The sequence below is a fragment of the Colwellia sp. 5_MG-2023 genome (genome assembly GCF_030547795.1).
Classification (GTDB): domain Bacteria; phylum Pseudomonadota; class Gammaproteobacteria; order Enterobacterales; family Alteromonadaceae; genus Colwellia.
In genome coordinates this window covers 24616-48495 of record NZ_JAUOPW010000018.1, presented here as the reverse complement: position 1 = coordinate 48495, position 23880 = coordinate 24616, and the positions used below count along the sequence as shown (strand labels likewise).

Below are 23880 nucleotides of genomic sequence, written 5' to 3'. Positions count from 1 at the left end.
ACTCCTAAAATACAGTTACTAATGCTGTTCTAAACAAGCCTGAGTCACTATTACTATCGAGATCGTCGCTAAAAGAGGTATATTCAAATTTTAATGCCGCAGATTGGTGGAAATCCCAACGCAGACCTAATGTGATATAACTGGTGTCTTCATCTGTCGCGGTATCTAAACTTTCGGTACCATAAATCAAAGTTTGTAAGTCTACAGGTAAAGATTCAAATGCCGTGCCATCTGGTATACCTGGTATTTGATAGTTTAACGTAATAGGATCTTGGTCATCTTCATCAACCCCATAAGTTACATGTACCATCATATTATTAAATCGATAACCGGCCATCAAATAATAAGACTCTTGATCAGGTAAAGCTGTATCATCTAATGATAATGAAGAGTATTCACCTACTATAATAATTTGGTCAAAATCAAGTTGGAAACCAAGCTCAATAAACTCACTGGTATCTGATGCTATATCAATTTGACTAGCAATATGATTTTGGCCTAATCCATTCCAACCATCTACTAAAGGTTTAATAGCCAACAAATCAATATTCATTTCTGTTTGGAAATAAGCACCTCTAAGTGTTAGCCAATCACGTGTTAACGTTAACGAGGCACCTGCAAAATTTGTAAAATCAGCACTACTCTCATTATCGAACACTTCTATATCTGAATTATTACCACCATAAATAGCGTGTAGTGTTGTATCAAAATCACCAAGCTGCGTCGAATATATAGCGGCAATCCCATCGAAGGTATCAAAAGGTACGTCATAAACTCCTCTTGGCGGAGTAATCCAAGGGTAAGCATAAGACACATCTAAAAAATCAGAGTACATATAAAAAGGTATACGTTGACGACCAGCCAATATTTTCAAATTATCATTGACTTGATAACCAACATAAGCCCATTCAAATTTAGGATCCCAATCATCGGCACCTCGGGATAGTATTTGGGCGGTAATACTTAAACCTTCGCCTAAATCGCTTGATGCTTGTAAAGCAAATAGTGAATCAGGACTAAAATCGATTGAATCGTCATAGCCATATAAGCTTTCATCACTTGCTGTTGTAACACCAGCAACAATACTAGCAAAACCATTTAATGTGATTTCAGCATTGGCACTACCTGCTAATAAAATACCTGTTAGCGCAAGCGCTATTCTATTATGCTTCATTATAATATACCTATCATTATGTTGAGTTATGTTAAATCCGTTTACTGCTTTATTGAAACTACAGTTATTATTATTAAATATTACTTATTGTTCTTACTTTAAATAGCAATATAGCTAAAAATTAGACCTTAAATTGACGAGCTACAGACTCTAATGCTGAAGCCAAAATCGTTAGTTGCTCACTTACATCACCAATTTCACGTGATGCTTTAGAGGCTTCATCAGCACAAGATTGAATATCTTCAACATGACCAACCATCAATCCAGAAACTTGATGTTGCTCTTCTGTTGCAACAGCTATTGCTCCATTCATATCAGCGATAACATTAACTGTATCCGTTATAACAACTAAGCTATCACCGGCTTCAATAGCCGTTTTCACACTTTCTTCAACACTCGTGCGTGAGCTTTCCATCATAGTTACCGCTTTTTTAGCTGCACCTTGTAACTGCCCCAGCATTTGATTAATTTCTTCTGTAGATTCTTGTGTGCGTGATGCTAGATTTCTAACTTCATCTGCAACTACAGCAAAACCACGGCCTTGTTCACCTGCTCTTGCCGCTTCAATAGCAGCATTAAGTGCTAGCAAGTTGGTCTGGTCAGCAATACCACGTATGACTTCAAGCACAACATTTACCCTATCGGTATCTTCCTGTAATTGATTCACAGTTTCTGCTGCTTGCGTTACATTTTCGGCTAAAGTTCTAATACCTATTACCGTTTGCTCAACAACGTCCTTACCTTTTTCAGCTTCTATATTTGCATTTTTGGCTGCATCAGCTGCATCTGCTGCATTAGTCGTAATTTCAGCAACACTTTGGCTCATTTCTTCGACCGACTGTCTTGATTGAATAACACTGTCTGATTGGCGGTTAAACGAGCTGATGGTACTACTCGATAGTTGCGAAATTGTATTTGCGGTTTCAGCTAATGGTAAAGCGGTATCTACTACATTTTTAATAACACCTTGTAGTTTTTCAATAAAGCTATTGAACCATAGAACTAACTCACCTATTTCGTCTTTACTGTTAGTGGTAAGCCTAACAGTTAAATCTCCATTCTCTTGGGCAATACCTTTCATTGACTGAATAATATTTTGTAAACTTGAACTAATCGTTCTCGCAACAGGAATAGCAACAGCAAACAACGATAAGATAGTAATAGCGCCAACTATCATACCTGTGGTGGTATTTGACTCTGCCTTTTCATTAACAGACTCAAACGCTTGAGTAAAAGATTGATATCGCTCTGCGCGAAAGGTATTTAATTTATTTTGCAAATTAGTAAGCTTTTCGGACATTGCTTGACTTCGCTTCCCTAACGTAGAAAAGTCAGCAGAACCATCTACCATCTCACTTGAAAGTGCAAAAGCTAATTGATAATATTCATTAAAATCATTGAGTAACGAGCGTAAATAATTCGCATTCTCTGCATCTGACTGAATATTATTTTGAAGTTTATCACGAGTTTCTTGCGCATAAGTATTAGCAGCATCAAGTAAATCGGTTTCTCCCATAGTTGCAGCATTACCTAACGTTTCTTTCAACTTATCCAGCCTAACAAGGCTATATTCAGATGTTTGTAATAACTGATATTCGATACGATATGCCTTATCTAATTGTGTCACTATGTGAGACATAGCCATAAGTGTTATAGCTAAATACACACAGAACCCAATAGCCCCAACAAATGGAATTAAAAGTATTTTATAGCGAATCGATAATGTTTTAAATAAATCCATATTTGCCTTCTAGTTATTGTTAATCAACAATTTTTTTATACATAATAAAGTGAGTGTAGTAAAAAAATCATATTACGCAAATTTTAAAATCAAGAGTTTGAAGTAAACAACTCAAACGAATAATTAATGAGCAATCCATTGTTCTAATGCATGTTTATAGATAATAAAGACCTAATTTGAATAACTATATTAGTAATGGAAGGGGGGTGATTCTTTTATAATTTAAACTGTGTATTCATAATAAAAGCAAATAGTATAACTAAATTGTCTATTTGCTTAAATGTGTGTAAATAAAATGATTAATCTACAGTAAGCTCTTTAAGCACATCATCCTTTAATTCAGCCCAAAGTTTTCCAGATTCTATGCCGTACTTACGAACTTCAAAAATAGAATCATCAAAACGTCCTTCGTTCGCTAGTTCAATAAGCTTTTGGTAATAAGCCCTTGATATTTCACGTCCTGTTGGGTGCGCAAAATACAAACTACCAATGCGCGAATACAATCCTTTAAAACCATTTAATATTAGTAAATAAATAGAATTTTCTGAGGCTATTGCCAATTCTTTATTTAGTTGATAATCAAACTCAGCAAATGCTTCACCATTATCTTCAATATCAGTATAAGCACTCAACAATTCAATAGTCTTTTTAGGATTGTTTTTTATAGCACCACGAATATAAATAGCACTGATATTAGTACGAGCTGATAAGAGATTATCCACTAAATCAGGAACACCTTCTTGGTCAAGATGCGCTAGCGTTTCTAAAATATTTAAACTTGACGTGTCCCAAAAGTTATTCACTTTTGTTGGTTTTCCATGTTTAATAGTCAACCAACCATCTCTAGCCAAGCGCTGTAGTACTTCTCTAAGGGTTGTTCTAGTTACACCAATTAGCTCTGATAATTCACGCTCTGCTGGTAAAATTGAACCAGGAGGAAAACCACCATTCCAAATTGATTCAACAATATATTGCTCGGCAAATCCGGCAGGGCTTTGAGCTTTTATAACCATATTCGTAAACGACCTAAAAAAGATAAATTAATAAAACTGATTGTACCAGAAGATTGAATTGGTACAAGCGTAATAGAAAAGACTGGTCTAACCAAGCTCATGACATTATAAAAGATAAAGGTTAAGCAGCTAATTATTCTCTGTAATGTACCATTAAAGCACCAGAAACTTTACCAACAGTTAAATCTTTAATAAATTTATAATTTGCATCTTCAAAAAAAGTTCTAAACTTTCCTGATGTTGCATAAACTGCAACACCTTCACTATCACTATGCTCTTCAAGAACAGTATTTACTGCTGCCATTAGATAATGACCAAAGCCATGATGTTGATGCAAAGGGTGAATAGCAATAAAGGATAACATGTGAAATTTTTTTAATGGGATAGAGGCAAGGACAACTTTTTCTTTTTCTATCATCTGTTTAGTGCTTAAATATCCAGCACTTAGCAACATTTTTAAACGCCAATGCCAGAATCTTTCCGTACCTACACTATCATCTGGACTATTCAAACAAGCAACACCTACCATCGACTCGCCCAAATACAAACCTACCATGGGTTGCTTAGCTTGCCAGAAAGCGTTTAACTCTTCTCTGATTGATGCTCTTAATCTTTGCTCATAACCTTCTTTGTCACTGTTGAATATATCTAAAAAAACAGGGTCATCATGATAGGATTGAAAAAGGAGCGAAGCCGCTACTTTAAGGTTCTCTGCACTAAGGTAAGTTGCCTTTATATCAAGTTCACTATCTACCGAAACAGTCGCTGACATACAAGTTCTCCAATCCAACAATTATATTTATTTTTTTATCCTATATTCACCATACCAGTTTTTTTAATAATAGGTAAATAAAATTCAACTGTCATAATTATAGTGCAGGGTTATAAATATAAAATAACTTGGTATAACATCATGTCATACCAATATTATTTCATTTAATATACTGCTCGGTGTATTGCTATTTTTAATTATAGTAATTTTTTATATTCGTCACCGTTACCTGTTTGAGTTAATGTACCATCAACAAATTCTAAATAAGTACATTCATCCTTAGTCGTTAACCCATCTTTATGCTTGCGTTGACTTCTATAATATAAAACACGAATAGTTTTTTCATTGTAAGTGTAAGTTTCAGAAAAATCAGCAACACCTAACTTTTCTTGCATATCGACAACACTTGTACCGAGTTGAACTTGTGCTATAACTTTACGGTTTTTATAACTTCTGTCTTCACTATCCCCCATAATTGAATGATCTACTTGACCATCTTTTACTGAGATAACACAGCCAGTTAACGTTGTTGTTAACGGTAAAACAATAAGTAATGCCAACAATGATTTTTTCATATTTACTCCTAATAGAATTATACTTTCATGCGTAATAAAGCAAAAAACAAACCAACAACACAAAAAAACATAACCAACTGATTATATTAAATAAAATAGAACAACTAAAAATAACAACTGACATAAATAGTAACATTGGCTAAAATATAGTGAATATTACAAAGACAATTAATCAAAATGACAATAAATGATGAAATTTCAATCGTTGCTAATAAAATAGCAAATGAAGGCAATAAACCAAGCGTTGCACTAATTAAAACCAAGTTAAATAAAAAAGTTCCTTTACCTACCATAATATCAGTATTAAAAAATTGGCAGCATGAACCAAGCTTTATCTCGTTACCTGAAGAAAAGCATACTGATGTTGAATGTAAAACGGATAATCCACCAACAGAAAAAAGATCTTTTGAGAAAGACGTCCGTGATGAATTAACAAGTTTAAAAGAAGAAGTATTAGAATTAAAAGCCCTTATAAAACAACTACTTAAATAATTACTTAAGTGGTGAATTAATAACATGTGCTTTTAACCTTAATATTACTCATTATATTAAGGTCGCGCTATTACTATTGAGGCACTATAGGGGTCAGTGTGTTTATAAACTCAGCAAGTGAATCAGCTAGCTTTTTATGAGGCTTACATCCAACACGCTCAACCCACACTGTTCCAGTGTCATTTTCAACTGAGATGATCATATCTTCTTCATCCGTGACAGCAACAAAAACAGTTTCAGCTTGTTTCAACCTCTGCTTCATTAAAATATGGCCAATCAAGTTCTCTTGTAAGCGCTGAAAGTCATCCCGATTCCACGCAAATAACAAAGATAAATTACCTTCTTCACAGGTAGCATCAAGATTTTCACTGTATAAAGTCGTAAAGTATGTTTTGATATCTGGGTGCAAAGTCATTTCTAAAGCGGTTTCAACATTATCAAAGTTTAACTCTTGCACCTTTTCTATATTAACCGGTCGCCAATAGACTTCCCCCGAAGATAGCGCTTTGTATTCAGTGGACATGTCAGTGTATGCATCTTCACAAGGTGAAAGCCATTGCTCGTCTTGCTCTACTTTCGGAGGGTGAGAATAGGTGTTTTGATAATTTTTTACATACTGCTTAGAAAATTGTTGCAAAATGTCTACTAAATTGAGTTTAGTTTGATTTGATGATGTCATCTAATTCAGAGATCCTTTAAAATAGTCTATGAAGTTTCATATAAAATAAGAAAATTATGGCAACCTACCAAAATTCAAAAGAATTAAAAAATTTAACGCTTGGTAAAGCAACCGAATATTGTAGTGAATATAACCCAAATCTATTACAAGGTGTACCAAGAAGCTTAAATAGAGATGATTTATCACTTGTTTCAAATACATTACCTTTTATAGGTGAAGATGTTTGGTACGGATATGAATTATCTTGGTTAAATAATAAAGGCAAACCTATTGTCGCTGTCGCAGAATTTCGTTTTCCTTGCACAAGCCCGAATTTAGTCGAGTCAAAATCATTTAAATTATATTTGAATAGCTTTAACCAAAGTAAATTCTCTAGTTTTGACGAAGTTAAAAATATATTGATTAAAGATTTATCTGCAACCGCAGGTGCTCAAGCACTAGTAACTTTATTCCCAGTTGAGCAATGCCCTGCTCTGGCCATTAAAGTGAGTGATAAAGACGTTATTTGTATTGATGAAGCTGATATCACCGTAGATAATTATCAATATACAGCTGAGCTACTAAAATATGCGCAAACAGACATAACTTCAGAAGCCTCTTCTGCCAAAACAGAAAGCGAAAACCTTGTTAGCCATTTATTAAAGTCTAATTGTTTAATTACCAATCAACCTGATTGGGCAAGTGTTTATATTAGTTATGAAGGCGCTCCGATAGATCACAGTATTTTATTACAATACTTAATATCATTTCGTCAACATAATGAATTTCATGAACAATGTGTTGAACGAATATTTTGTGATTTACAAGAATATTGTCAATTATCAAAATTAACGGTATTTGCTCGTTATACTCGTCGTGGCGGATTAGATATAAACCCTTTTAGAAGCACACATATAGCTTGTGCTCCAACAGCAAGAACCTTAAGGCAGTAACACTCACAATATTAATTATCAGTGTTAAATTAAGTTTCTATTCCATGATCTGTTACATATTTTTATAAGGTTGCATATTGCCAGCTCCATTGAGGTAAATAAAAGGTAGCTTGATTGGTATTAAATCTGTCAAAATTAATATCAAAATTAACATAGCTATATTACGTTTGGCTAACCATTATATCGATCGCTACCTCATTAGCCTTTACCAATACTGTATAAAACGTAAGCTTGTTATCGATACTTTAAAAAGGTAATAATCAATAATAAAACCGTTCAAAATAACAGGGATATTTTAATAATTTTCAACTAAACTTCTTATAAAGTAGAAAGTAGTAAATAATATTATTGTAATTTAACGGCTTAATTTACGTTAAGCAAACGTGAATCTGATTAAGTCAGTATAGTCATGTGTTTACACATAATTTATAATAAATCTATTGATAATGTTGTTGTTACTGTAAATTATTAATAATTAAGGGCATAATCAAATTGCTTAGTAAAAAAAGATAAAATAGAAGGATTAACTAAGGATATGAATACTAAAACTGTTGCTGTTAATGAATCAAAAGTGTTACAAAAAAAACTTAATGCAGCAATAGCATCTAGAGCTTCACTTGAAGAAGACTTTAAAGCGCAATCTAGTATGCTAATAGAATTTATTAATAAACTATCTCAAGTATCCAAAGGCGTCGATATAAAATTAGATAATCGACTCGCTCAACTTCGAATATTGTTGACAAAATCAGCGCCAGTATCTGATATTGAATTAAAAATTAATGAAATATCAACGTTATTACAACAACAAACGACAACCAATAAAAAAAATATTTCTCAATTGCATACTCAGTTTAATAGCGCTGGACAGAGTTTACAAAAAGTACAGGGATTACCGAGTGACTTGCGGAGAAAATTACGAACCTTGTTACAAGAAAGTCAGTCAACCAAAGAAAGTATCACTCAATATGCTCCTCTTGTAAGTAAGCTTTTAGCTTTTTATAGTATTGCTCTACAATCAAAATCAAGTGTTTCATCATCAAATACCGCCAAAGAATTAACACAAGATATTAGCACTACAACAAACGCAACATCGGCTATTAATAGCGTGCTTATTGGTAAAATATCCAGTTGCTTAAGTAAATTACAGCTCTCTACTCAGTACAGTAAAGAATTATTGGAAATTAATAAAAATTTGCTAAAAGACACAACTCATGATGATGTGTTATTACGATTTATTGAAATATTTGATGTAATATTTGCCGATTTACAGCATGAACGAAATAGTGCAAAACACTTTTTAAATACCTTAAGTGAAACATTAACGACAGTACAGCATGCGGTAAAAGAAACACTTTCGACATGTAAGACCGCACAAGACACTAACCTTAAAATTAATCAAAAATTGCAAGGTCAATTATTAGATATGGCTGGCTCGGTCAAAACAGCACTTTCGTTAGAACAAGTTAAAGTTGATATCAATGGTAAGATAATTAGTATAGCAAAAACATTAGAGAAAAAAACAAAGCTAGAGCTACAAAACCAGGAAGAACTGGCTAGCCAATTAAGTAAAATGGTTAAAAAAGTAGAAGCTTTTGAAGAAAAAAGTAAAGAATATGAAAGTAAATTAGCCGAACAAAAGCGTAAAAGTATGCAAGATGCTTTAACCAAATTAAGTAATCGTGCCGCTTTTGATGAATATTTTACTCAAGCGATGGTTGCTTTCCATCATAAACCTTTTAATTTAGCACTTGCTGTTATCGATATAGATGACTTTAAAAGTATCAATGATAATTATGGCCACACAGCTGGTGATAAAACCTTGCAGGTTATCGCCAATACGATACAAAAGAAGGCTGATAAAGATGCCTTTATTGCACGTTATGGTGGAGAAGAGTTTGTATTGATTTATAAAAATCATAAAGAAGATGAATTAGTTAAAGAATTAAACTTTTTAAATAAGAATGTTTCCATTTTACCTTTCAAATTTAAAGATAATAAAGTAAGCATCACCTTATCTATAGGGGCTACCCATATATCTCAAGAGGATAATATACATACCGCATTTGAGCGCGCCGATGAAGCCATGTACAAAGCTAAAACCCAAGGTAAAAACCAAGTTATTTACGCTTAATTAAAAGCACAACTCATACAGTCTTGGTCGTTCCAAAGCCGAAGAGAAACAAAGGAATTTTACATGCATACTCAGCTTAACCCTGTCGGAAACATGAATATACTGTCGCAAGCAGAAGTGGATCAACTTCAACAGTCTTCAACTAGCGAACTTTACAATCTTTATCGAAGTTGCTCACTCGCAGTACTTAATGCGGGGAGTCATACCGATGATGCAGAAGTGATTTATCAGCAACATAAAGATTTTACGATAGAAGTACTCAGGCGTGAGCGAGGTGTTAAAATTGACCTTAAAAACCCACCTGCAAATGCCTTTGTTGATGGTAAAATAATTAGAGGTATTCGCGAACATTTATCTGCTGTTCTCCGTGATATTTTATATATACACAATCCTTACCAAAATATGCATTGTGCACCTGACTCTCTAACTGACGCGACTTTTGGTATATTGAGAAACGCCAATACTATTTTACCTGAGACCGAAGCTCGTTTAATTACTTGTTGGGGTGGTCATTCAATTAAAAATGATGAGTATAGATATACTAAATCTGTCGGCTATCAGCTAGGGTTGCGTGACTTTAATATTTGTACTGGTTGTGGGCCAGGTGCCATGAAAGGTCCAATGAAAGGTGCAACAATTGGCCATGCTAAGCAACGAAATAAAGCTGGTCGATATATTGGTTTAACAGAGCCAAGCATTATCGCAGCAGAGCCACCTAATGCTATCGTAAATGAACTTGTCATTATGCCAGATATAGAAAAACGTTTAGAAGCATTTGTACGAATGTCACATGGTCTCATTATTTTTCCAGGTGGCGCAGGAACCGCTGAAGAGCTCCTTTACATATTAGGTATTTTGTTAAATGAAGAAAATAAAAATCAAATATTACCTATTATCTTAACTGGCCCAGAAAGTGCCCGTGAATATTTTAAAGAAATTGATGAGTTCATCGGCGCTACATTAGGTAAAAAAGCACAAAACCTTTATCAAATAATTATTGATGATGCAGAAAAAGTAGCACAAGTTATGTCAATCAAATTAAAAGAAGTGCTTGCCTATCGCACAAAAACAGGAGATGCTTTTCACTTCAATTGGTCTTTAGTTATCGAGCATGATTTTCAACAACCATTTGAAGCAAATCATAAAAACATGTCTGAGTTGAATATTAGTCATGACTTACCTACTGCTGAGCTTGCTGCAAATTTACGTCGTGTATTTTCTGGTATTGTAGCCGGAAATGTAAAATCGGATGGTATAAAAGCGATTAGAGAGCATGGGCCTTTTCAAATATCAGGAGACAAAAAAATTATGACATTAATGGATAAATTGCTCTCTTCATTTGTTGACCAAGAACGAATGAAATTACCCGGCAGTAAATATATACCTTGTTATAAAGTATTAGAGGGGTAAACGTGTCAGCTCATTTAGTATTAATTGATGCCCTTAACTTAATCCGACGAATTTATGCCGTTCAAGAGCGCCCATTTGTCCAAAGTAAAAATCAACTTGATGGTGAATTAGCAGAAAAAACACAGCAACAAGTATTATTTAACACCCAACAAGCCTGTAACAAAGCATTGGAAAACATCTTGAGCTCTCATCAAGCTAGTCACGCGCTAGCGGTATTTGATAGTCAAAACCCTTGTTGGCGTTACAAGCTATACCCTGACTATAAAAAAGGCAGGAAGAAAATGTCTCGCCACTTAGCTGATGAGCTTCCCAATATCCAGGATGCCTTCCTTAACTTAGGTGTTGATTCATTACTGTCTGAAGAAGATGAAGCAGATGATCTGATCGCAACATTGGCAACTAAAATGGCATTACATGGACAAAATGCCACGATTGTTTCTACCGATAAAGGCTTTCTCCCATTATTAAGTCCGAACATTAATATTTATGATTATTTCAATCGTCGTTACTTAGACGAAACCTATGTTAAAGAAAAGTTTGATATAAAACCAACACAGTTAGTTGATCTTTGGACATTAACAGGTGATAACACAAATAAGATCCCTGGCGTTGCAGGTATTGGTCAAATTACCGCGGCTAACTTACTCAATGAATATAGCTCCCTTAATGCCATTCTGACCAGTAATGATCTTAAACCCTCTATCAAAGAGAAACTCGATGCAAGTGAAGAACAAATTACATTAAGTAGAAAGTTACTCACACTTAAACGAAGTATTCCCCTAGGCTTTAACCTTAAAGATATTAGGTTAAAAAAAACTAACCCCGAATATGGCAATAAACTAAATAAACAAGAAGCACTTTAAACTAAATCAATAACTAGTTATCATTTCAATAACAATTTATAAAAAAATAATAAGACAAGAGGCACAATGAATAAAAAGGTTATTACTCGTATATTTCTTGCATTAGCCGCATACGGAATTTTCGTTTTACTCGTTGTTTCATTTTATGATGATAGTCCTGATAAAATGCAATGGGAAGACAGGGAAGCTTATAACAAACAATTTATAGCAAAATTACAACTTGAACAGTTCACTTTTGAGCAAGCAATAGAACAACTTGGTAGCCCAGATATTACCGAAGCTAAAAAAGTTGCAGCAGATAAATTTCAAGTAATGTTTTATCGTACACAGCATGTAAAGTCTGATGGCATTACCACGCAAGATGAGTGTACTTTCTTATTATTTGTCAACGGCGCCCTTAAAGAAATTGGTTTAGGAGATAATTATCCTAAAAACTGGGGAATTATTGAAAGTTATCAATAGTTTTTATCGTTTTTTTGAAATATTAACACTGTGTTTAATTAAATTTTTTAATAAAAACATAATCTAATATATTCATCCAATATGCTATAATAAATCGTTAAATGTAGACTAACGTAAACTTGATACACTCTGGATTACCTTTTAGAGTCGTTTTATTTAGCTCTATATATGACCACTTTACTGGTCATTCATCGCATGAATATTGCAAATAGAAATATCGAATACGTATCACAAATACTTACATGATATAAAGCACACCATAGACGTATTAATTAGATAATTATCTCTAGTTAATACGTTATGAACAATAAATAACATTATTTATTAAATACTTAAAGCTTAGTATCTCCCTTTTATCACAAGGCAAAAAAAATGACCAAACGAACTATTACAGTAATCCCTGGCGACGGGATTGGCCCAAGCATTATAGAAGCAACAATTAAAGTTTTAGATAAAGCTGGTTGTGACTTTACCTATGAATTTGCCGATGCGGGCCTAACTGCATTAGAAAACCATGGCGAATTGGTGCCACAAGAAACCATGGATCTTATCGAAAAAAACAAAATAACATTAAAGGGTCCATTAACTACACCAGTTGGTGAAGGATTTACTTCAATTAATGTTACTTTACGTAAACAATTTAAGCTTTACGCAAACTTACGTCCAGTTTTGTCTTTTAAAGGCACAAAAGCACGTTATGAAAACATTGATATTTTAACTGTACGTGAAAATACTCAAGGTATGTATTCTGGTGCAGGTCAAACGGTTTCTGAAGATGGAACACAAGCAGAAGCTATGAGTATCGTTACTCGTGACGGTGCTGAAAAAATCTTAACCTTCGCTTATGAAACAGCTCGCAAAGAAGGTCGTAAAAAAGTAACAGCGGTACATAAAGCTAACATTTTAAAGTCAACATCAGGACTATTTTTAAAAGTAGCTCGTGAAGTAGCAGCACGCTACCCTGACATTGAATCAACTGAAATGATAGTTGATAACTGTTGTATGCAGTTAGTAATGAATCCAGAACAATTTGACGTTATTGTTACTACTAACCTGTTCGGTGATATATTATCTGATCTATGTGCTGGTTTAGTTGGTGGTTTAGGTATGGCTCCTGGTGCAAACATTGGTGAAGATTGTGCAATCTTTGAAGCTGTTCATGGTAGTGCTCCGGATATTGCAGGTAAAAACCTAGCTAACCCAACGTCTGTTATTTTAGCTGCATTACAAATGCTTGAATATTTAGAAATGAGCGATAAAGCAGAAAAAATCAGAAACGCGTTAACTGATGTTATTGCTACTGGCGATCGTACTACACGTGATTTAGGTGGTACGCATGGTACAACTGATTTCACTGAAGCTTTATTAGAAAGACTATAGATAAAAGCTTAAAGTAAAAATAAGTTGCGAGTATATATTACTCGCAACTTTCAACTAGATTACTAGATTAGTCTTGCATGCACCGTGACTTCTTCACGATCATAATACAAATGTTTTGCATATAATTCATACTTCACTTGATGCTTAGCAAACGCATCTTTAATTGTTTGTAAATCTTCATTTACTTGCTGGTAACGACCTTTCATAGGTAACTTCAAATTAAACATAACTTCTTTACAATGACCATCTAATAGCCATTCACTCATTAATTTAGCAACCTTTTGTGGTTTCTCAATCATATCACAAACAAGCCAATAAACATTTTTCTTCATTGGAAGGTATTTAAAACCATCCATCATTTTATGCTTTACTTGCCCTGTTTCCATTAATGATTCAGCCATAGGACCATTATCAATAGCAGTAACCATCATGCCTCGACGCACAAGTTGGTAGGTCCATCCTCCAGGCGCAGAGCCTAAATCAACAGCATTCATTCCTGAAGTTAAACGAGTATCCCATTCTTCTCGCGGAATGAAGTATAGAAAGGCCTCATCAAGTTTTAAGGTCGAGCGACTAGGGGCTTGGCTTGGAAATTTAAGACGCGGAATTCCCATAACATGCGGCGAACTATTATCTGCCAATGAAAACCCTAAAATAACTTCTTGGCCAGATAAAAACAAAGCATGTAATACCGCACCGCCTTCCTCTGCTTTAAAGTCAGTTTTTTTATTCGTTAATATCTTTGCTTTACGAAGTCCTTGTCGTAATGGTACCGCCAATTTCCGACAAAATTTACTTAATTCTTTACCATCATTCGTGTCTGGCATTTCCATGCGCAGATCATCATACTGCCATTCATTTCCTAATGACTCAACAATAGCTTCAACGCGATTATAATCCGGTAAGTCAATCTTTTCAGTTAAGGTCACAAACCATTGACGTGTAAAAATAAGACGTTTAAGTGGCAATTTTTTTAATAAAGCTTCACCATGCTCTGATACTTGTAGATGAAAAAAGACTAAGCCTTGATTCTTTTTTAACTCTAAATAGCCATACATTTCATTCCATGCGGCTTTTTCTTGAATTTCAGCGCCACACTCTTTTTCAAAGCCTGGTCGACAATATAATACGATAGAAGTCATAAGTTGTTTTTACCTTCAATTGACAAGAGTAACCAAGCAACTGCCAATGATATTCCGCCAAATGGCGTTAGTTTACCAATAATGGGAAAACTGAAAAATGTTTTAATATAAATGCCACCGCTAAAAAACATAATACCAATCACAAAACCGGCACAAGCAGCTAACAATATATTAGAGGGTTTTCTAATGGGTAAGTTAGTTATAGCCCAAATTAATGCTGCTAAAAGAGCTAAAGTGTGAAATAACTGATATTGTAATGCTGTTTTTAATGTTGATTGCACGTTAACAGATAACGCCTGTCCTGCGTGAGCAAGCCAAGCGCCGAATAGTACAGAAAAGCAGCCACTAACGCCAACAAAAATCATTAAATATTTTATTATACTCGTCTTATGATGTCCTATTTGCGCCTCTTTATTCATTTTGGGTATTTTCCTGAATAAACTGTTTGATAATGTTAACTGAACTTTGCATATGTTGAGCGTGGGTAAATCCTGATTTCACTCTTGGTTTTAAACTATGATCGCCGTCGTTTAAGAAAACGCACTGACACAAGTTAGATAACTCATAATTCATAATTTCATCTTCAGAGCCTAAGGCATCACGTTCACCTTGTACTATTAGCACTTTTTTTTGTGTCTCTTTTAATGGCTCCAATCGCAATTTTTCAGTATTTTTAGCTGGATGAAACGGATAGCCTAAACAAAAGACACCTTGTATTTTATGTAAAATATCATCATCACTTGCTAAGGTTGCTGCAACACGAGAACCCATTGATTTACCGCCAATAAATAAAGGTAACGGTTTAACGCTCTTAGTTGTAGTGACTAAGTCATTAATAACGTCTTTATAACACTCAATTAGCTTTGGCATTCTATCAGGCGGATAACGCTTTCCAAGCGCAATACGTTTATCCATAAAAGGAAAATTGAATCTTAATACATTAATGTTAACCTGATTAAATAAATCAGTTATTTGCTGCATAAAATCATGATGCATATCTGCGCCAGCACCATGAGCAAATATAATTTGTGCGATAGGATTATCAACATTATTTTCTAGCTTACTTATCATTGTCGCCTGTTACTCCGGTGGATAAAATTTTTCACTAAGTAAAATTGAGTTGAATACCTTACGTAATTTGACCATTTTTAACTTGCTCTTGCTCTGATTCAACCATATCAAGTAACCAATCCCTAAACGCTTCTATTTTACCTATATCTTTTTGAGATTCACGACAGACAACAAAATATGAATTTTTACTAACTAATACATCATTAAAGGGACAAATTAAGCGCCCAGAATCAATATCCGGTTTCGCTAATACACTATAGGCTAATGCTACACCTTGACCATATAAAGCAGCTTGAACTACCATAGCAGAGTGACTAAAAATAGGACCATGATTCACATTAGTTCCCTTAACACCTACTTGCTTAAACCAACGCTTCCAATCTCTACGCGACGTATCATGCAATAAGGTATGATGTTGTAAGTCATCTAACGATAATAATGGCGGTTTACCACTCGCCGCCCCTTCTTGCAGTAGTAAAGGAGAACAAACAGGAATTAAATACTCAGTATGTAATTTATCGGCATGAATATTCGGCCAACGACCGCGACCATAATAAATAGCGACATCAACATCTTCAGTGAGTGAGTTTTCAGCTTGATCTACCGCTTTTATTCGCACATCAATATCGGGGTGTAAGGCGTTAAAAGCACTAAGACGTGGCACAAGCCATTGTATGGCAAAACTTGCTTGTGAACTAACCGTAATAGCCCCTTTAGCACCACGAGCAAGTAACCTTTCAGTTGCATCATAGAGTGAATTAAAAATATCTTTTATATCTAAATAATATGACTGCCCTTCTTCCGTCAATAATAAAGAACGATTTTTTCGCATAAACAATTTAATACCTAAATGCTCTTCCAGTGCTTTGATCTGGTGGCTTACAGCTGCTTGAGTAACAAACAACTCCTCTGCTGCTCGCGTGAAACTTAACTGCCTAGCCGATGCTTCAAATGCACGCAATGCGTTTAATGGTGGTAATCTACTAGCCAAGTTACACCTGATTCCATATTAATATAAAAGTGAATTTACACATAAATTATTTAGAACACAGCATACCAACTATTCATTAGTTTTTCTAATGAATAACATGATTATTTGTCGTTTTAAATTCTATGCTTTTTTAAGTATTATAGCGCCAATAGATGAAGGACATCATCTCAAGGTTCTAACAAAAAGTGTGAGCAGTGCTATTTTATCTCTGCTTGCATATTGCGAAAAAGAGCAAGCGCGAGGAAAGTCCTAATAAATCTATCAGCCGAAAAGATGGCACCAACGAAAAATTTATTATTAGGTCAAATAGGAATAAGACATGAAAAGTATTAACATATATAAACTAGCTATTGTAGCTACATCAGCCGTAATGGTTTATTTTGCTTCTGGATTAGCATCAATTGCCCAAGCCTCTGACTTAATTAAAGCAGAGCCGATTAAACAAGAAAGCTTGATTAACCAAGCACAAGCTAACTTAGCCGTAACATTTTCAACTATTACTATCACCCCTAGCACTATACAAGATAATGCTAGTGAGATGATAGCGAAAGAAAGAGTTGTTGCGAATCAAAGCGAAGTAATAACGCTAAGCAAAAACAATATTATGAGTGAGTAAGTACGACTTACTGATAAAATAACCGATAAATGCTCGCACATTTAAATAAAAAAGGGCGTAATACGCATTGTATTACGCCCTTTCTTTATCTGCTAACTTATTGAGTAGGTTAATACCAATCTCGCTAACGATATGATCATTGCTACTTGTTAAAGTCAGCAACATGTAGGAGTCAGTCGCTCAAAGTGTTGGTAGGACACAATGAAGTATTAACAGATTACTGTGAGCACAAAGGTTTGAAGCGACGAACCAATATTAATTACTGTAATAAGCTTTTGGCGTAGCAACTTCTAAAAACTAAATCCTGAACACTTACAGTGCATTAGTCGACGAAAGTGTTCTCTGTTGGGGCAAAGCCTACCTTTTTCTTTTGTGATTGCAGCTCTAAAAATGTCTCTTGTATAACTCTGGCATCCCAGCTTGCACGGTGTCGACCTGCGCCAATTTTCTCACGAACCATTGCTTTGGTTTTGTCCCAACTCAAGAAGTCTTCCTCTTTTAGTACCATTTCCAATGCACTTACTCTGAAAGTAATATCTTCTCGACCAGCTTGAAATAAAGTACGTATCCAGGGGTAGTCGACAGTCCAACCGTCAGAGTAAAGTGTTTCCCCTTTTAGTAGCGCGTTCAAGCTCTGGCACACTTCTTTGGGGCTTTTTCCATTTGTAATTAGTTTGTCTCTACTCAGGCCGTGAAGAGCTTCAGCTTCAGGATCCCAATGTAGCCATGTAGGATCTGGGGCTATCAGTGAACAGTATCGCTCACCATTAGGTAAGGCTATGCCTATTTCGACGGGATAACTTAAAGAACCGAATCCAGAGGCTTCAACATCAACAATAATTGGTACGTATGGTTTCATCTGTCTGATTCCTGTTTGATATAGCATAAAAATAAAAAAGCTAAAATCGTGCCATTATTGGATTTAATGGTTTTAGGTTATCAATTTCATTATAACTTTAATTTTTTAACCTAAATTTAAGGGAAGTCGTTTAGCCAATTTACAATAATAAGACTTTCTCGTAATGAAAAAATAATTTAACCTAAGCATATAAATTACTAGTAAATTTTTTATCTTATGAGCCTTTTTTTATCTCTTGCGTTATCAACCCTTCCCCCTTTATCTGAACCCGTTACCAATAATGCTGTTGCCAAAGTTACCTCACAAAACCACACCTATTTTTTAAGCTTTATGGGATTAAGTAAAAATAAACAATATAACGATGTACACAATAAAGTATGGGCACTAAGAATAGGTGATGAACAATGGCAAGCAAAAGCTAACGTGCCTTCAAGTTTAACAATAAAAGGACGTTTAGCGAGCACTGCTGTTGGGTTAGGAGAATATGCCTACATATTTGGTGGCTATACCGTAGCGAGCGATCACAATGAAGTTTCAAGCCCTGATGTTTATAAATACGACGTAATAAAAAACACATATACACAGCTAGCAAGTATGCCTGTTCCAGTAGATGATAGCGTAGCACTAAGCTATAAAGCTCGTTACATATATTTAATTAGTGGCTGGCATAATGATGGGAACGTAAATTTAGTACAAATTTATGATATTCAAACCAATACATGGCAACAAGCTTCGCCATTTTTAGGTGAACCTGTATTTGGGCAGGCAGCTGCCATTAGTGGCAATACTATTGTTGTTTGTGATGGTGTAAAAACTCAAGCAAATCCTGATTCTCGGCGTTCATTTAAAGGTTTAGCACAGTGTTTAAAAGGTACAATTGACCCCGTTAATCCCCAAAAAATAGACTGGCGCACCTTGCCGCACCCAACTGGCAGCGCACATTACCGTATGGCTGCAACTAATTACAACAATGACATTTACATGCTAGCCGGCTCTAATACGCCTTATAACTATAATGGCATTGGTTATAATGGTAAACCTGCCCCCGCAAGCAATCATGTATGGCGTTTTAATATAGAAAAAAATGAATGGAAAACATTATCACCTACTAAGATACCCAGTATGGATCACCGTGGATTGCTTGAACACAACGGTATTTTATATCGTATTGGTGGTATGAATGACAAACAACAAGTAACAGCTGACGTACTAGGTTATGAGGTAGAAAAGTGAATACACTATACATTACAGGTGCAGGAGTAAGTGCAGCGAGTGGAATTCCCACTTTTAGAGGCGAAGATGGCTATTGGACTATAGGTAGTAAAAATTATACTCCGATGGAAATGGCGACTAGAGCAATGTATGAAAATTCACCAAAAGAGTTTTTAGCTTGGTATTATCATCGCTTTGCAACTTACCGCAATCATGGCCCAAATGATGTTCACCATTGGCTAAGTGATAAAAACGTAATAACACAAAATATTGATGGGCTTGACGGTAAAGCTGGTAATAAAAACTACATTGCTATTCATGGCAGACTCGACCAAATGACGCTATTTCATGAGCAAAGCGAAGATGTAACACCACTCAATGCACCATGGGAAAGTGTTGATGAAAGCCGTTTACATGCCTCTTTATTTGACATATTTAATATTCAAGAAAAAGCGCCTGTACTTAATCAATCTTATAAGCCCTTTGTACTTTTATTTGATGAATACTACACCGAACTTTACAGAATAAGTGAAGCGCAAAAACGAATGAGAGACGCCGATAAAATAGTATTTATGGGGACATCATTTAGTGTGAATATTACGCAAATGGCTTTAGATATTGCGCGTAATTACAATATAGCCGTTGAAGTTGTTGATCCAAACCCTGTTCATATTTTGCACTCAAATGTTAGTTATAAAAAAATGAGTGCACTTGAGTATATTCAAAACTCTTAACTTACTTATTTACTTAAACCACTTATCAGAAAATATTTTACAGAGTATAAATTCAACAAGTGGTTTTAGTTAACCTAATTATGAGCACTTTTTATGCTGAAACTTAAATTCATCGTTTTAGATTTGCAAGTCTATAAATAAGTAATGCTGTTTTTTTTATGTTTTTGTCAAGGCTGGTTAAGTCGGCTTTTTCGTTTTTAGTATGTGCGCCACTTCCCATTAACCCTAAACCGTCGAGTGCCATATCAACATGGTTGGCAGCAAACGAAATATCGGCTGCGCCAGCATTTCTAGGGTTAGCTGCGACCACCTTGTTGTAGCCTAAATTTTGACTAGCTTCGCTGTATAATGCTAATAGTTTTTTATTCCCTTCAGTCAACGCCATTGGCGGATAACCGTCTTCAAAAACCAGTTCAGCTTTACTACCATTTAAATTTTTAGCCACAATTTGCTGCATTACTTTTTTTGTTTTTTCGACTTGCTCAGGTGAAAGCGCGCGTAAATCGCCAGCGACATGTACCGTTTGAGCTATCACATTACTTTTACCGAATGCTGTCGCTGATGAATTAACGCTATCGTAGTCAGCGTTAGTGCCACCTACAATTAACCCTGGATTAAAGGTTAAATTAGGTTGTGTTGCAAGTTGCTCTCTAAAGCTATTTAAAATGCGTGATGCTTCGTAAATAGCACCATACCCGACATTTTCACTAAAAATTTGTGATGAATGTGCCGCAGCTGCACTTATATTTAGTCTCCAGCCAACATAACCTCGTCGAGCAGCCATTACGGTTTTAATATTATTATCGCCATTTTCATAACCAAGCGCTACATCGGCCCACTCAGCCGCGTCAACAATTGCTTTTTTAGATAAATTTAATGGGCGACCACTACTTTCTTCATCACCCGTCAGTAATACTTTTATGCTAACGTTCTCAAGTAAATTAAGGGCTTGTAAACTTTTAAGCGCGGTAATTATTATGGTATTACCGCCTTTCATATCAGCAACGCCTGGACCGCTAGCTTGATTAGCTCCAAGTTGTTTATAAGTAGTAAAATCATCATGTTTTGCAAAAACTGTATCAAGATGGCCGATCATCAGTATTTTTATTGCGCTGGGATTTCTACTTTCATGTGTTGCAAGTACATGCCCTGCTCGCTTGAATGCACTGCCATCAAGCCATTCTACTTTAAATCCAATTGCAGCTAACTGTTCGCTTGCAAGCTTACCTACTTTTTTAACACCTTCAATATTCAGTGAACCACTATTAATATTTACAGCTTGTTCTATTTGTTGGATCGCTTGGGGAACATTGATTTCAACCTGCTTGACTATTTGTTTTTCGTTTTCATCAAGTTCAGCGTAACTTGTCAGTGGTAACGTACATGCAAGCGTAATAATGAGTCTGTGGCTAAATTTTAAAAATGACATAACAGCATAATATAGAAGTAAAAAGTGTATTAAATATGAAGCAAAAGTACATAGTATTCAATAGAAATTATGCATCGGTGATACAACAGTAAAACATAAAATAGTTTAACAAAACACATTGACATAATATGTCATAAGAGCTATTTTGACATATTATGTCGCACTAGTGAGTTATTAAAATGGATATTTGGAATATATTTATAGCGTTTATTGTACAGTCTATCGAGTTTGTTACTTATGAAGCAGGTATTAGTGAGGCGATAGCAATCATTTGTGTGACGCTTATAGGCCGCTTAATATTAATGCCTGTTAATATTTTCGCTATGGCAAATATGTATAAAAACAAGAAAGCCATGGCGGCGATAAAACCTGAATTAGAAAAAATAAAAGCGACACATAAAGATAGCCCGAATGAAATAGCTAAACGTACCATGGCATTATATAAAAAACACAATATTAAATTTTTAGATAAAAATAGTGTGATGAATATAGCAAGCCAAGGTGTATTTGGATTAGGTATGTTTCAAGCTCTTCAACAAGTAATCTTTAATAGTAAGTTTGCTTGGATTGTTAATATTGCAAAACCTGACGTAGCATTGGCATTACTTGTTGGCGTTATTACTTATTTTTCTATGGTTGTGATGCCCGGTAGCGCAGAACAAACTAGCACCTTGTTATTTGTTATTCCCGCAATTATTTGTATTATTACCTTAATCAATTTTCCATCTGCTATCGGTTTATATTGGGCAACCTCAAGCGTTACCAGTTTACTGCAATCATTGGCACTTAATCGCTACTTTCATCAACAGGAAGCAGGCAACACTATTTAACATTTATAAGCTCATTGTTAGGCTAAGCTAACAATGTCACTTTAATACGGTCGATCATTAAATAGGATAAATAAACATGAATAACGATATAATTAATTTTAAGGATAAGTTCACGAAGTTTACCGAACATTGGTCACCACGTGTTGTTGCCGAAATGAATGATTATCAATTTAAGTTAGTAAAAGTTGAAGGCAGTTTTGTTTGGCATGATCATCCTGACACTGATGAAGTATTTATTGTTATAGAAGGTACACTTAACATCGAATTTCGCGACGGTAATGTCACATTAAATTCAGGAGAAATGTTTGTGATCCCTAAAGGTGTTGAACATAAACCGATTGCCAACAATGAATGTAAAATTATGATTGTTGAACCCAAAGGTGTTGTAAATACAGGCGACTCTGACAGTACACTTACTGCCCAAAATGATGTTTGGATATAATGATTACGTAGCAGAAAAATAGATGGTAAACGGTTAATTAACCCCGACCTTATGACGCGACTAAGTCAATCTTTAAATACTAAAGCGCATATCTCGGGTTTATAATTGGCCATGATATTTTGCTATCAGTGAATAATATCTATTAGATCACAGCGAGAAACTTGCTTTAAGCTTAAAAAACAAACAATTGAAGAAATATAAAAAAGACGTAAATCCGTCTTTTTGAAGAAATTCTACAGCCTCAACGCCCCGCACATGCGCGCGAACTCGTGAGCGTCGCAGGGGCCGAAGACCCGAATGACAAGGATTGTTAGGCTAGACTACTGCGGTTGCGCCCTAATAACTCGAAAAACTAATGGCTTTATACATACATGAGAAAACCATGAAATCCCCGCTATTACCAATATACCTATGAGCGGAATTATTGCGCCAGTAAAAACTATTGAGCCAAATACATAACCAAAAATACACTCCGCTCTATATATAGGCAGGAATAAACCAACTACTACCAAACCTAAAGACAAGTAAATTGCAACGCTCTCGTAGCCGACACTAAAGCTGAATGACTGCACAAAACTTAAAATCAGCATGCCGAAAAAACCAATAAGTATTCCTCTTGAAATTTTTTCTTTTACTGGTGAATCACCAGATTGAAAAATTGTACGTTTTTCTATGCGCGCTATAGAAAGCCACGCTAAGAATGGGAGAATTAATAGCCCCCACCAGTTTGATATTGCAGGATAATCAGAATGGTGTATTAAGTGATGGCTCAATATTCCACCATTTAAATGCTCCCACCACAGGTGTCCAGCTACGAATAATACGGTAATTGCAATCACGTAATATTTCAATTTTTTTAACTGATTTTCAGTCATGTTTATCCTCGGAGTACGATGGTCGAAATATATAGCCTAACAGGCTAATGGTGGT

General features: G+C 35.1%; 25 protein-coding genes. 12 read left to right on the top strand and 13 right to left on the bottom strand.

What is annotated here, in order from left to right:
• Positions 1–4: 4 nt before the first annotated feature.
• From Q4496_RS12510 to Q4496_RS12490, 5 genes are all read right to left on the bottom strand, one after another.
• Positions 5–1174, bottom strand: coding sequence for a porin (locus Q4496_RS12510; RefSeq protein ID WP_215972739.1), 1170 nt, complete (start codon positions 1172–1174; stop codon positions 5–7).
• Between the two features lie 121 nt (positions 1175–1295).
• Positions 1296–2915, bottom strand: coding sequence for a methyl-accepting chemotaxis protein (locus Q4496_RS12505; RefSeq protein WP_215972740.1), 1620 nt, complete (start codon positions 2913–2915; stop codon positions 1296–1298).
• Between the two features lie 299 nt (positions 2916–3214).
• Entirely contained in the window at positions 3215–3928 is a 714-nt protein-coding gene (gene fadR, locus Q4496_RS12500; RefSeq protein ID WP_215972741.1) for a fatty acid metabolism transcriptional regulator FadR, read from the bottom strand.
• Positions 3929–4061: 133 nt separating this feature from the next.
• On the bottom strand, positions 4062–4700 hold the full coding sequence (locus Q4496_RS12495) for a GNAT family N-acetyltransferase (RefSeq protein ID WP_215972742.1): 639 nt from the start codon (positions 4698–4700) through the stop codon (positions 4062–4064).
• A 197-nt stretch (positions 4701–4897) separates the two neighbouring features.
• Complete coding sequence (locus tag Q4496_RS12490) at positions 4898–5275, bottom strand: DUF3192 domain-containing protein (RefSeq protein WP_215972743.1); 378 nt, start codon at positions 5273–5275, stop codon at positions 4898–4900.
• 177 nt (positions 5276–5452) lie between these two features.
• Between Q4496_RS12490 and Q4496_RS12485 the strand changes: the two genes are divergently transcribed.
• Positions 5453–5767: a hypothetical protein gene (locus tag Q4496_RS12485; protein ID WP_303610546.1), complete on the top strand. Its 315-nt coding sequence runs from the start codon at positions 5453–5455 to the stop codon at positions 5765–5767.
• Between the two features lie 73 nt (positions 5768–5840).
• Here Q4496_RS12485 and syd read toward each other — a convergent pair whose 3' ends face one another.
• The gene (gene syd, locus Q4496_RS12480; protein ID WP_215972745.1) at positions 5841–6446 is read right to left on the bottom strand and encodes a SecY-interacting protein; all 606 of its coding nucleotides are present in this window, start codon (positions 6444–6446) and stop codon (positions 5841–5843) included.
• Positions 6447–6502: 56 nt separating this feature from the next.
• On the opposite strand from syd, the gene queF reads away from it, so the two are divergent.
• From queF to Q4496_RS12450, 6 genes are all read left to right on the top strand, one after another.
• Positions 6503–7378 carry an NADPH-dependent 7-cyano-7-deazaguanine reductase QueF gene (queF, locus tag Q4496_RS12475; RefSeq protein ID WP_215972746.1) on the top strand — a complete coding sequence of 292 codons (876 nt, stop codon included), beginning with the start codon at positions 6503–6505 and terminating at the stop codon, positions 7376–7378.
• Between the two features lie 535 nt (positions 7379–7913).
• A complete protein-coding gene (locus Q4496_RS12470) occupies positions 7914–9509 on the top strand; it encodes a GGDEF domain-containing protein (protein WP_303610545.1) in 1596 nt (531 codons plus the stop codon).
• Positions 9510–9572: 63 nt separating this feature from the next.
• The gene (gene ppnN, locus Q4496_RS12465; protein WP_215972748.1) at positions 9573–10919 is read left to right on the top strand and encodes a nucleotide 5'-monophosphate nucleosidase PpnN; all 1347 of its coding nucleotides are present in this window, start codon (positions 9573–9575) and stop codon (positions 10917–10919) included.
• Positions 10920–10921: 2 nt separating this feature from the next.
• Positions 10922–11782 (top strand): flap endonuclease Xni, encoded by an 861-nt coding sequence (gene xni / locus Q4496_RS12460; protein WP_215972749.1) that lies wholly within the window; start codon positions 10922–10924, stop codon positions 11780–11782.
• Between the two features lie 66 nt (positions 11783–11848).
• Positions 11849–12244 (top strand): DUF3192 domain-containing protein, encoded by a 396-nt coding sequence (locus tag Q4496_RS12455; protein ID WP_215972750.1) that lies wholly within the window; start codon positions 11849–11851, stop codon positions 12242–12244.
• A 372-nt stretch (positions 12245–12616) separates the two neighbouring features.
• Positions 12617–13624 carry an isocitrate dehydrogenase gene (locus tag Q4496_RS12450; protein ID WP_215972751.1) on the top strand — a complete coding sequence of 336 codons (1008 nt, stop codon included), beginning with the start codon at positions 12617–12619 and terminating at the stop codon, positions 13622–13624.
• A gap of 62 nt (positions 13625–13686) precedes the next feature.
• Here the strand turns inward: Q4496_RS12450 and rlmM are convergent, their stop codons facing one another.
• The 4 genes from rlmM to Q4496_RS12430 are packed head-to-tail and all read right to left on the bottom strand — an operon-like array spanning position 13687 to position 16828.
• Positions 13687–14766: a 23S rRNA (cytidine(2498)-2'-O)-methyltransferase RlmM gene (gene rlmM / locus Q4496_RS12445; RefSeq protein WP_303610544.1), complete on the bottom strand. Its 1080-nt coding sequence runs from the start codon at positions 14764–14766 to the stop codon at positions 13687–13689.
• Entirely contained in the window at positions 14763–15185 is a 423-nt protein-coding gene (locus Q4496_RS12440) for a DUF423 domain-containing protein (RefSeq protein ID WP_215972753.1), read from the bottom strand. Before Q4496_RS12440 ends, rlmM begins: the two co-directional genes overlap by 4 nt.
• Positions 15178–15837 carry an alpha/beta family hydrolase gene (locus Q4496_RS12435; protein ID WP_303610543.1) on the bottom strand — a complete coding sequence of 220 codons (660 nt, stop codon included), beginning with the start codon at positions 15835–15837 and terminating at the stop codon, positions 15178–15180. Before Q4496_RS12435 ends, Q4496_RS12440 begins: the two co-directional genes overlap by 8 nt.
• A gap of 58 nt (positions 15838–15895) precedes the next feature.
• Positions 15896–16828, bottom strand: a complete 933-nt coding sequence (locus tag Q4496_RS12430; RefSeq protein WP_159819514.1) for a transcriptional regulator GcvA — start codon at positions 16826–16828, stop codon at positions 15896–15898.
• Between the two features lie 319 nt (positions 16829–17147).
• On the opposite strand from Q4496_RS12430, the gene Q4496_RS12425 reads away from it, so the two are divergent.
• Positions 17148–17444 (top strand): hypothetical protein, encoded by a 297-nt coding sequence (locus Q4496_RS12425; RefSeq protein ID WP_303602539.1) that lies wholly within the window; start codon positions 17148–17150, stop codon positions 17442–17444.
• Between the two features lie 322 nt (positions 17445–17766).
• Here the strand turns inward: Q4496_RS12425 and Q4496_RS12420 are convergent, their stop codons facing one another.
• Positions 17767–18075, bottom strand: coding sequence for a hypothetical protein (locus Q4496_RS12420; RefSeq protein WP_252727447.1), 309 nt, complete (start codon positions 18073–18075; stop codon positions 17767–17769).
• Between the two features lie 444 nt (positions 18076–18519).
• On the opposite strand from Q4496_RS12420, the gene Q4496_RS12415 reads away from it, so the two are divergent.
• Positions 18520–19536, top strand: a complete 1017-nt coding sequence (locus tag Q4496_RS12415) for a kelch repeat-containing protein (RefSeq protein ID WP_303610542.1) — start codon at positions 18520–18522, stop codon at positions 19534–19536.
• Complete coding sequence (locus tag Q4496_RS12410; RefSeq protein WP_303610541.1) at positions 19533–20249, top strand: Sir2 family NAD-dependent protein deacetylase; 717 nt, start codon at positions 19533–19535, stop codon at positions 20247–20249. Before Q4496_RS12415 ends, Q4496_RS12410 begins: the two co-directional genes overlap by 4 nt.
• Before the next feature lie 109 nt (positions 20250–20358).
• On the opposite strand, the gene Q4496_RS12405 is transcribed toward Q4496_RS12410, so the two are convergent.
• On the bottom strand, positions 20359–21678 hold the full coding sequence (locus Q4496_RS12405; RefSeq protein WP_303610540.1) for a M20/M25/M40 family metallo-hydrolase: 1320 nt from the start codon (positions 21676–21678) through the stop codon (positions 20359–20361).
• Positions 21679–21857: 179 nt separating this feature from the next.
• Here Q4496_RS12405 and Q4496_RS12400 point away from each other — a divergent pair, with 179 nt between their 5' ends.
• Both Q4496_RS12400 and Q4496_RS12395 read left to right on the top strand, forming a co-directional pair.
• A complete protein-coding gene (locus Q4496_RS12400) occupies positions 21858–22508 on the top strand; it encodes a YidC/Oxa1 family membrane protein insertase (protein WP_303610539.1) in 651 nt (216 codons plus the stop codon).
• 76 nt (positions 22509–22584) lie between these two features.
• The gene (locus Q4496_RS12395) at positions 22585–22950 is read left to right on the top strand and encodes a cupin domain-containing protein (RefSeq protein ID WP_303610538.1); all 366 of its coding nucleotides are present in this window, start codon (positions 22585–22587) and stop codon (positions 22948–22950) included.
• A gap of 320 nt (positions 22951–23270) precedes the next feature.
• On the opposite strand, the gene Q4496_RS12390 is transcribed toward Q4496_RS12395, so the two are convergent.
• A complete protein-coding gene (locus Q4496_RS12390; protein WP_303610537.1) occupies positions 23271–23825 on the bottom strand; it encodes a hypothetical protein in 555 nt (184 codons plus the stop codon).
• Positions 23826–23880 lie beyond the last annotated feature (55 nt).

What these genes read in the sequence shown, in the direction of transcription:
- Q4496_RS12510 (WP_215972739.1), bottom strand. Translation starts at nt 1,174, where the DNA reads ATGAAGCATAATAGAATAGCGCTTGCGCTAACAGGTATTTTATTAGCA.
- Q4496_RS12505 (WP_215972740.1), bottom strand. Translation starts at nt 2,915, where the DNA reads ATGGATTTATTTAAAACATTATCGATTCGCTATAAAATACTTTTAATT.
- fadR (WP_215972741.1), bottom strand. Translation starts at nt 3,928, where the DNA reads ATGGTTATAAAAGCTCAAAGCCCTGCCGGATTTGCCGAGCAATATATT.
- Q4496_RS12495 (WP_215972742.1), bottom strand. Translation starts at nt 4,700, where the DNA reads ATGTCAGCGACTGTTTCGGTAGATAGTGAACTTGATATAAAGGCAACT.
- Q4496_RS12490 (WP_215972743.1), bottom strand. Translation starts at nt 5,275, where the DNA reads ATGAAAAAATCATTGTTGGCATTACTTATTGTTTTACCGTTAACAACA.
- Q4496_RS12485 (WP_303610546.1), top strand. Translation starts at nt 5,453, where the DNA reads ATGACAATAAATGATGAAATTTCAATCGTTGCTAATAAAATAGCAAAT.
- syd (WP_215972745.1), bottom strand. Translation starts at nt 6,446, where the DNA reads ATGACATCATCAAATCAAACTAAACTCAATTTAGTAGACATTTTGCAA.
- queF (WP_215972746.1), top strand. Translation starts at nt 6,503, where the DNA reads ATGGCAACCTACCAAAATTCAAAAGAATTAAAAAATTTAACGCTTGGT.
- Q4496_RS12470 (WP_303610545.1), top strand. Translation starts at nt 7,914, where the DNA reads ATGAATACTAAAACTGTTGCTGTTAATGAATCAAAAGTGTTACAAAAA.
- ppnN (WP_215972748.1), top strand. Translation starts at nt 9,573, where the DNA reads ATGCATACTCAGCTTAACCCTGTCGGAAACATGAATATACTGTCGCAA.
- Q4496_RS12455 (WP_215972750.1), top strand. Translation starts at nt 11,849, where the DNA reads ATGAATAAAAAGGTTATTACTCGTATATTTCTTGCATTAGCCGCATAC.
- Q4496_RS12450 (WP_215972751.1), top strand. Translation starts at nt 12,617, where the DNA reads ATGACCAAACGAACTATTACAGTAATCCCTGGCGACGGGATTGGCCCA.
- rlmM (WP_303610544.1), bottom strand. Translation starts at nt 14,766, where the DNA reads ATGACTTCTATCGTATTATATTGTCGACCAGGCTTTGAAAAAGAGTGT.
- Q4496_RS12440 (WP_215972753.1), bottom strand. Translation starts at nt 15,185, where the DNA reads ATGAATAAAGAGGCGCAAATAGGACATCATAAGACGAGTATAATAAAA.
- Q4496_RS12435 (WP_303610543.1), bottom strand. Translation starts at nt 15,837, where the DNA reads ATGATAAGTAAGCTAGAAAATAATGTTGATAATCCTATCGCACAAATT.
- Q4496_RS12425 (WP_303602539.1), top strand. Translation starts at nt 17,148, where the DNA reads ATGAAAAGTATTAACATATATAAACTAGCTATTGTAGCTACATCAGCC.
- Q4496_RS12415 (WP_303610542.1), top strand. Translation starts at nt 18,520, where the DNA reads ATGAGCCTTTTTTTATCTCTTGCGTTATCAACCCTTCCCCCTTTATCT.
- Q4496_RS12405 (WP_303610540.1), bottom strand. Translation starts at nt 21,678, where the DNA reads ATGTCATTTTTAAAATTTAGCCACAGACTCATTATTACGCTTGCATGT.
- Q4496_RS12400 (WP_303610539.1), top strand. Translation starts at nt 21,858, where the DNA reads ATGGATATTTGGAATATATTTATAGCGTTTATTGTACAGTCTATCGAG.
- Q4496_RS12395 (WP_303610538.1), top strand. Translation starts at nt 22,585, where the DNA reads ATGAATAACGATATAATTAATTTTAAGGATAAGTTCACGAAGTTTACC.
- Q4496_RS12390 (WP_303610537.1), bottom strand. Translation starts at nt 23,825, where the DNA reads ATGACTGAAAATCAGTTAAAAAAATTGAAATATTACGTGATTGCAATT.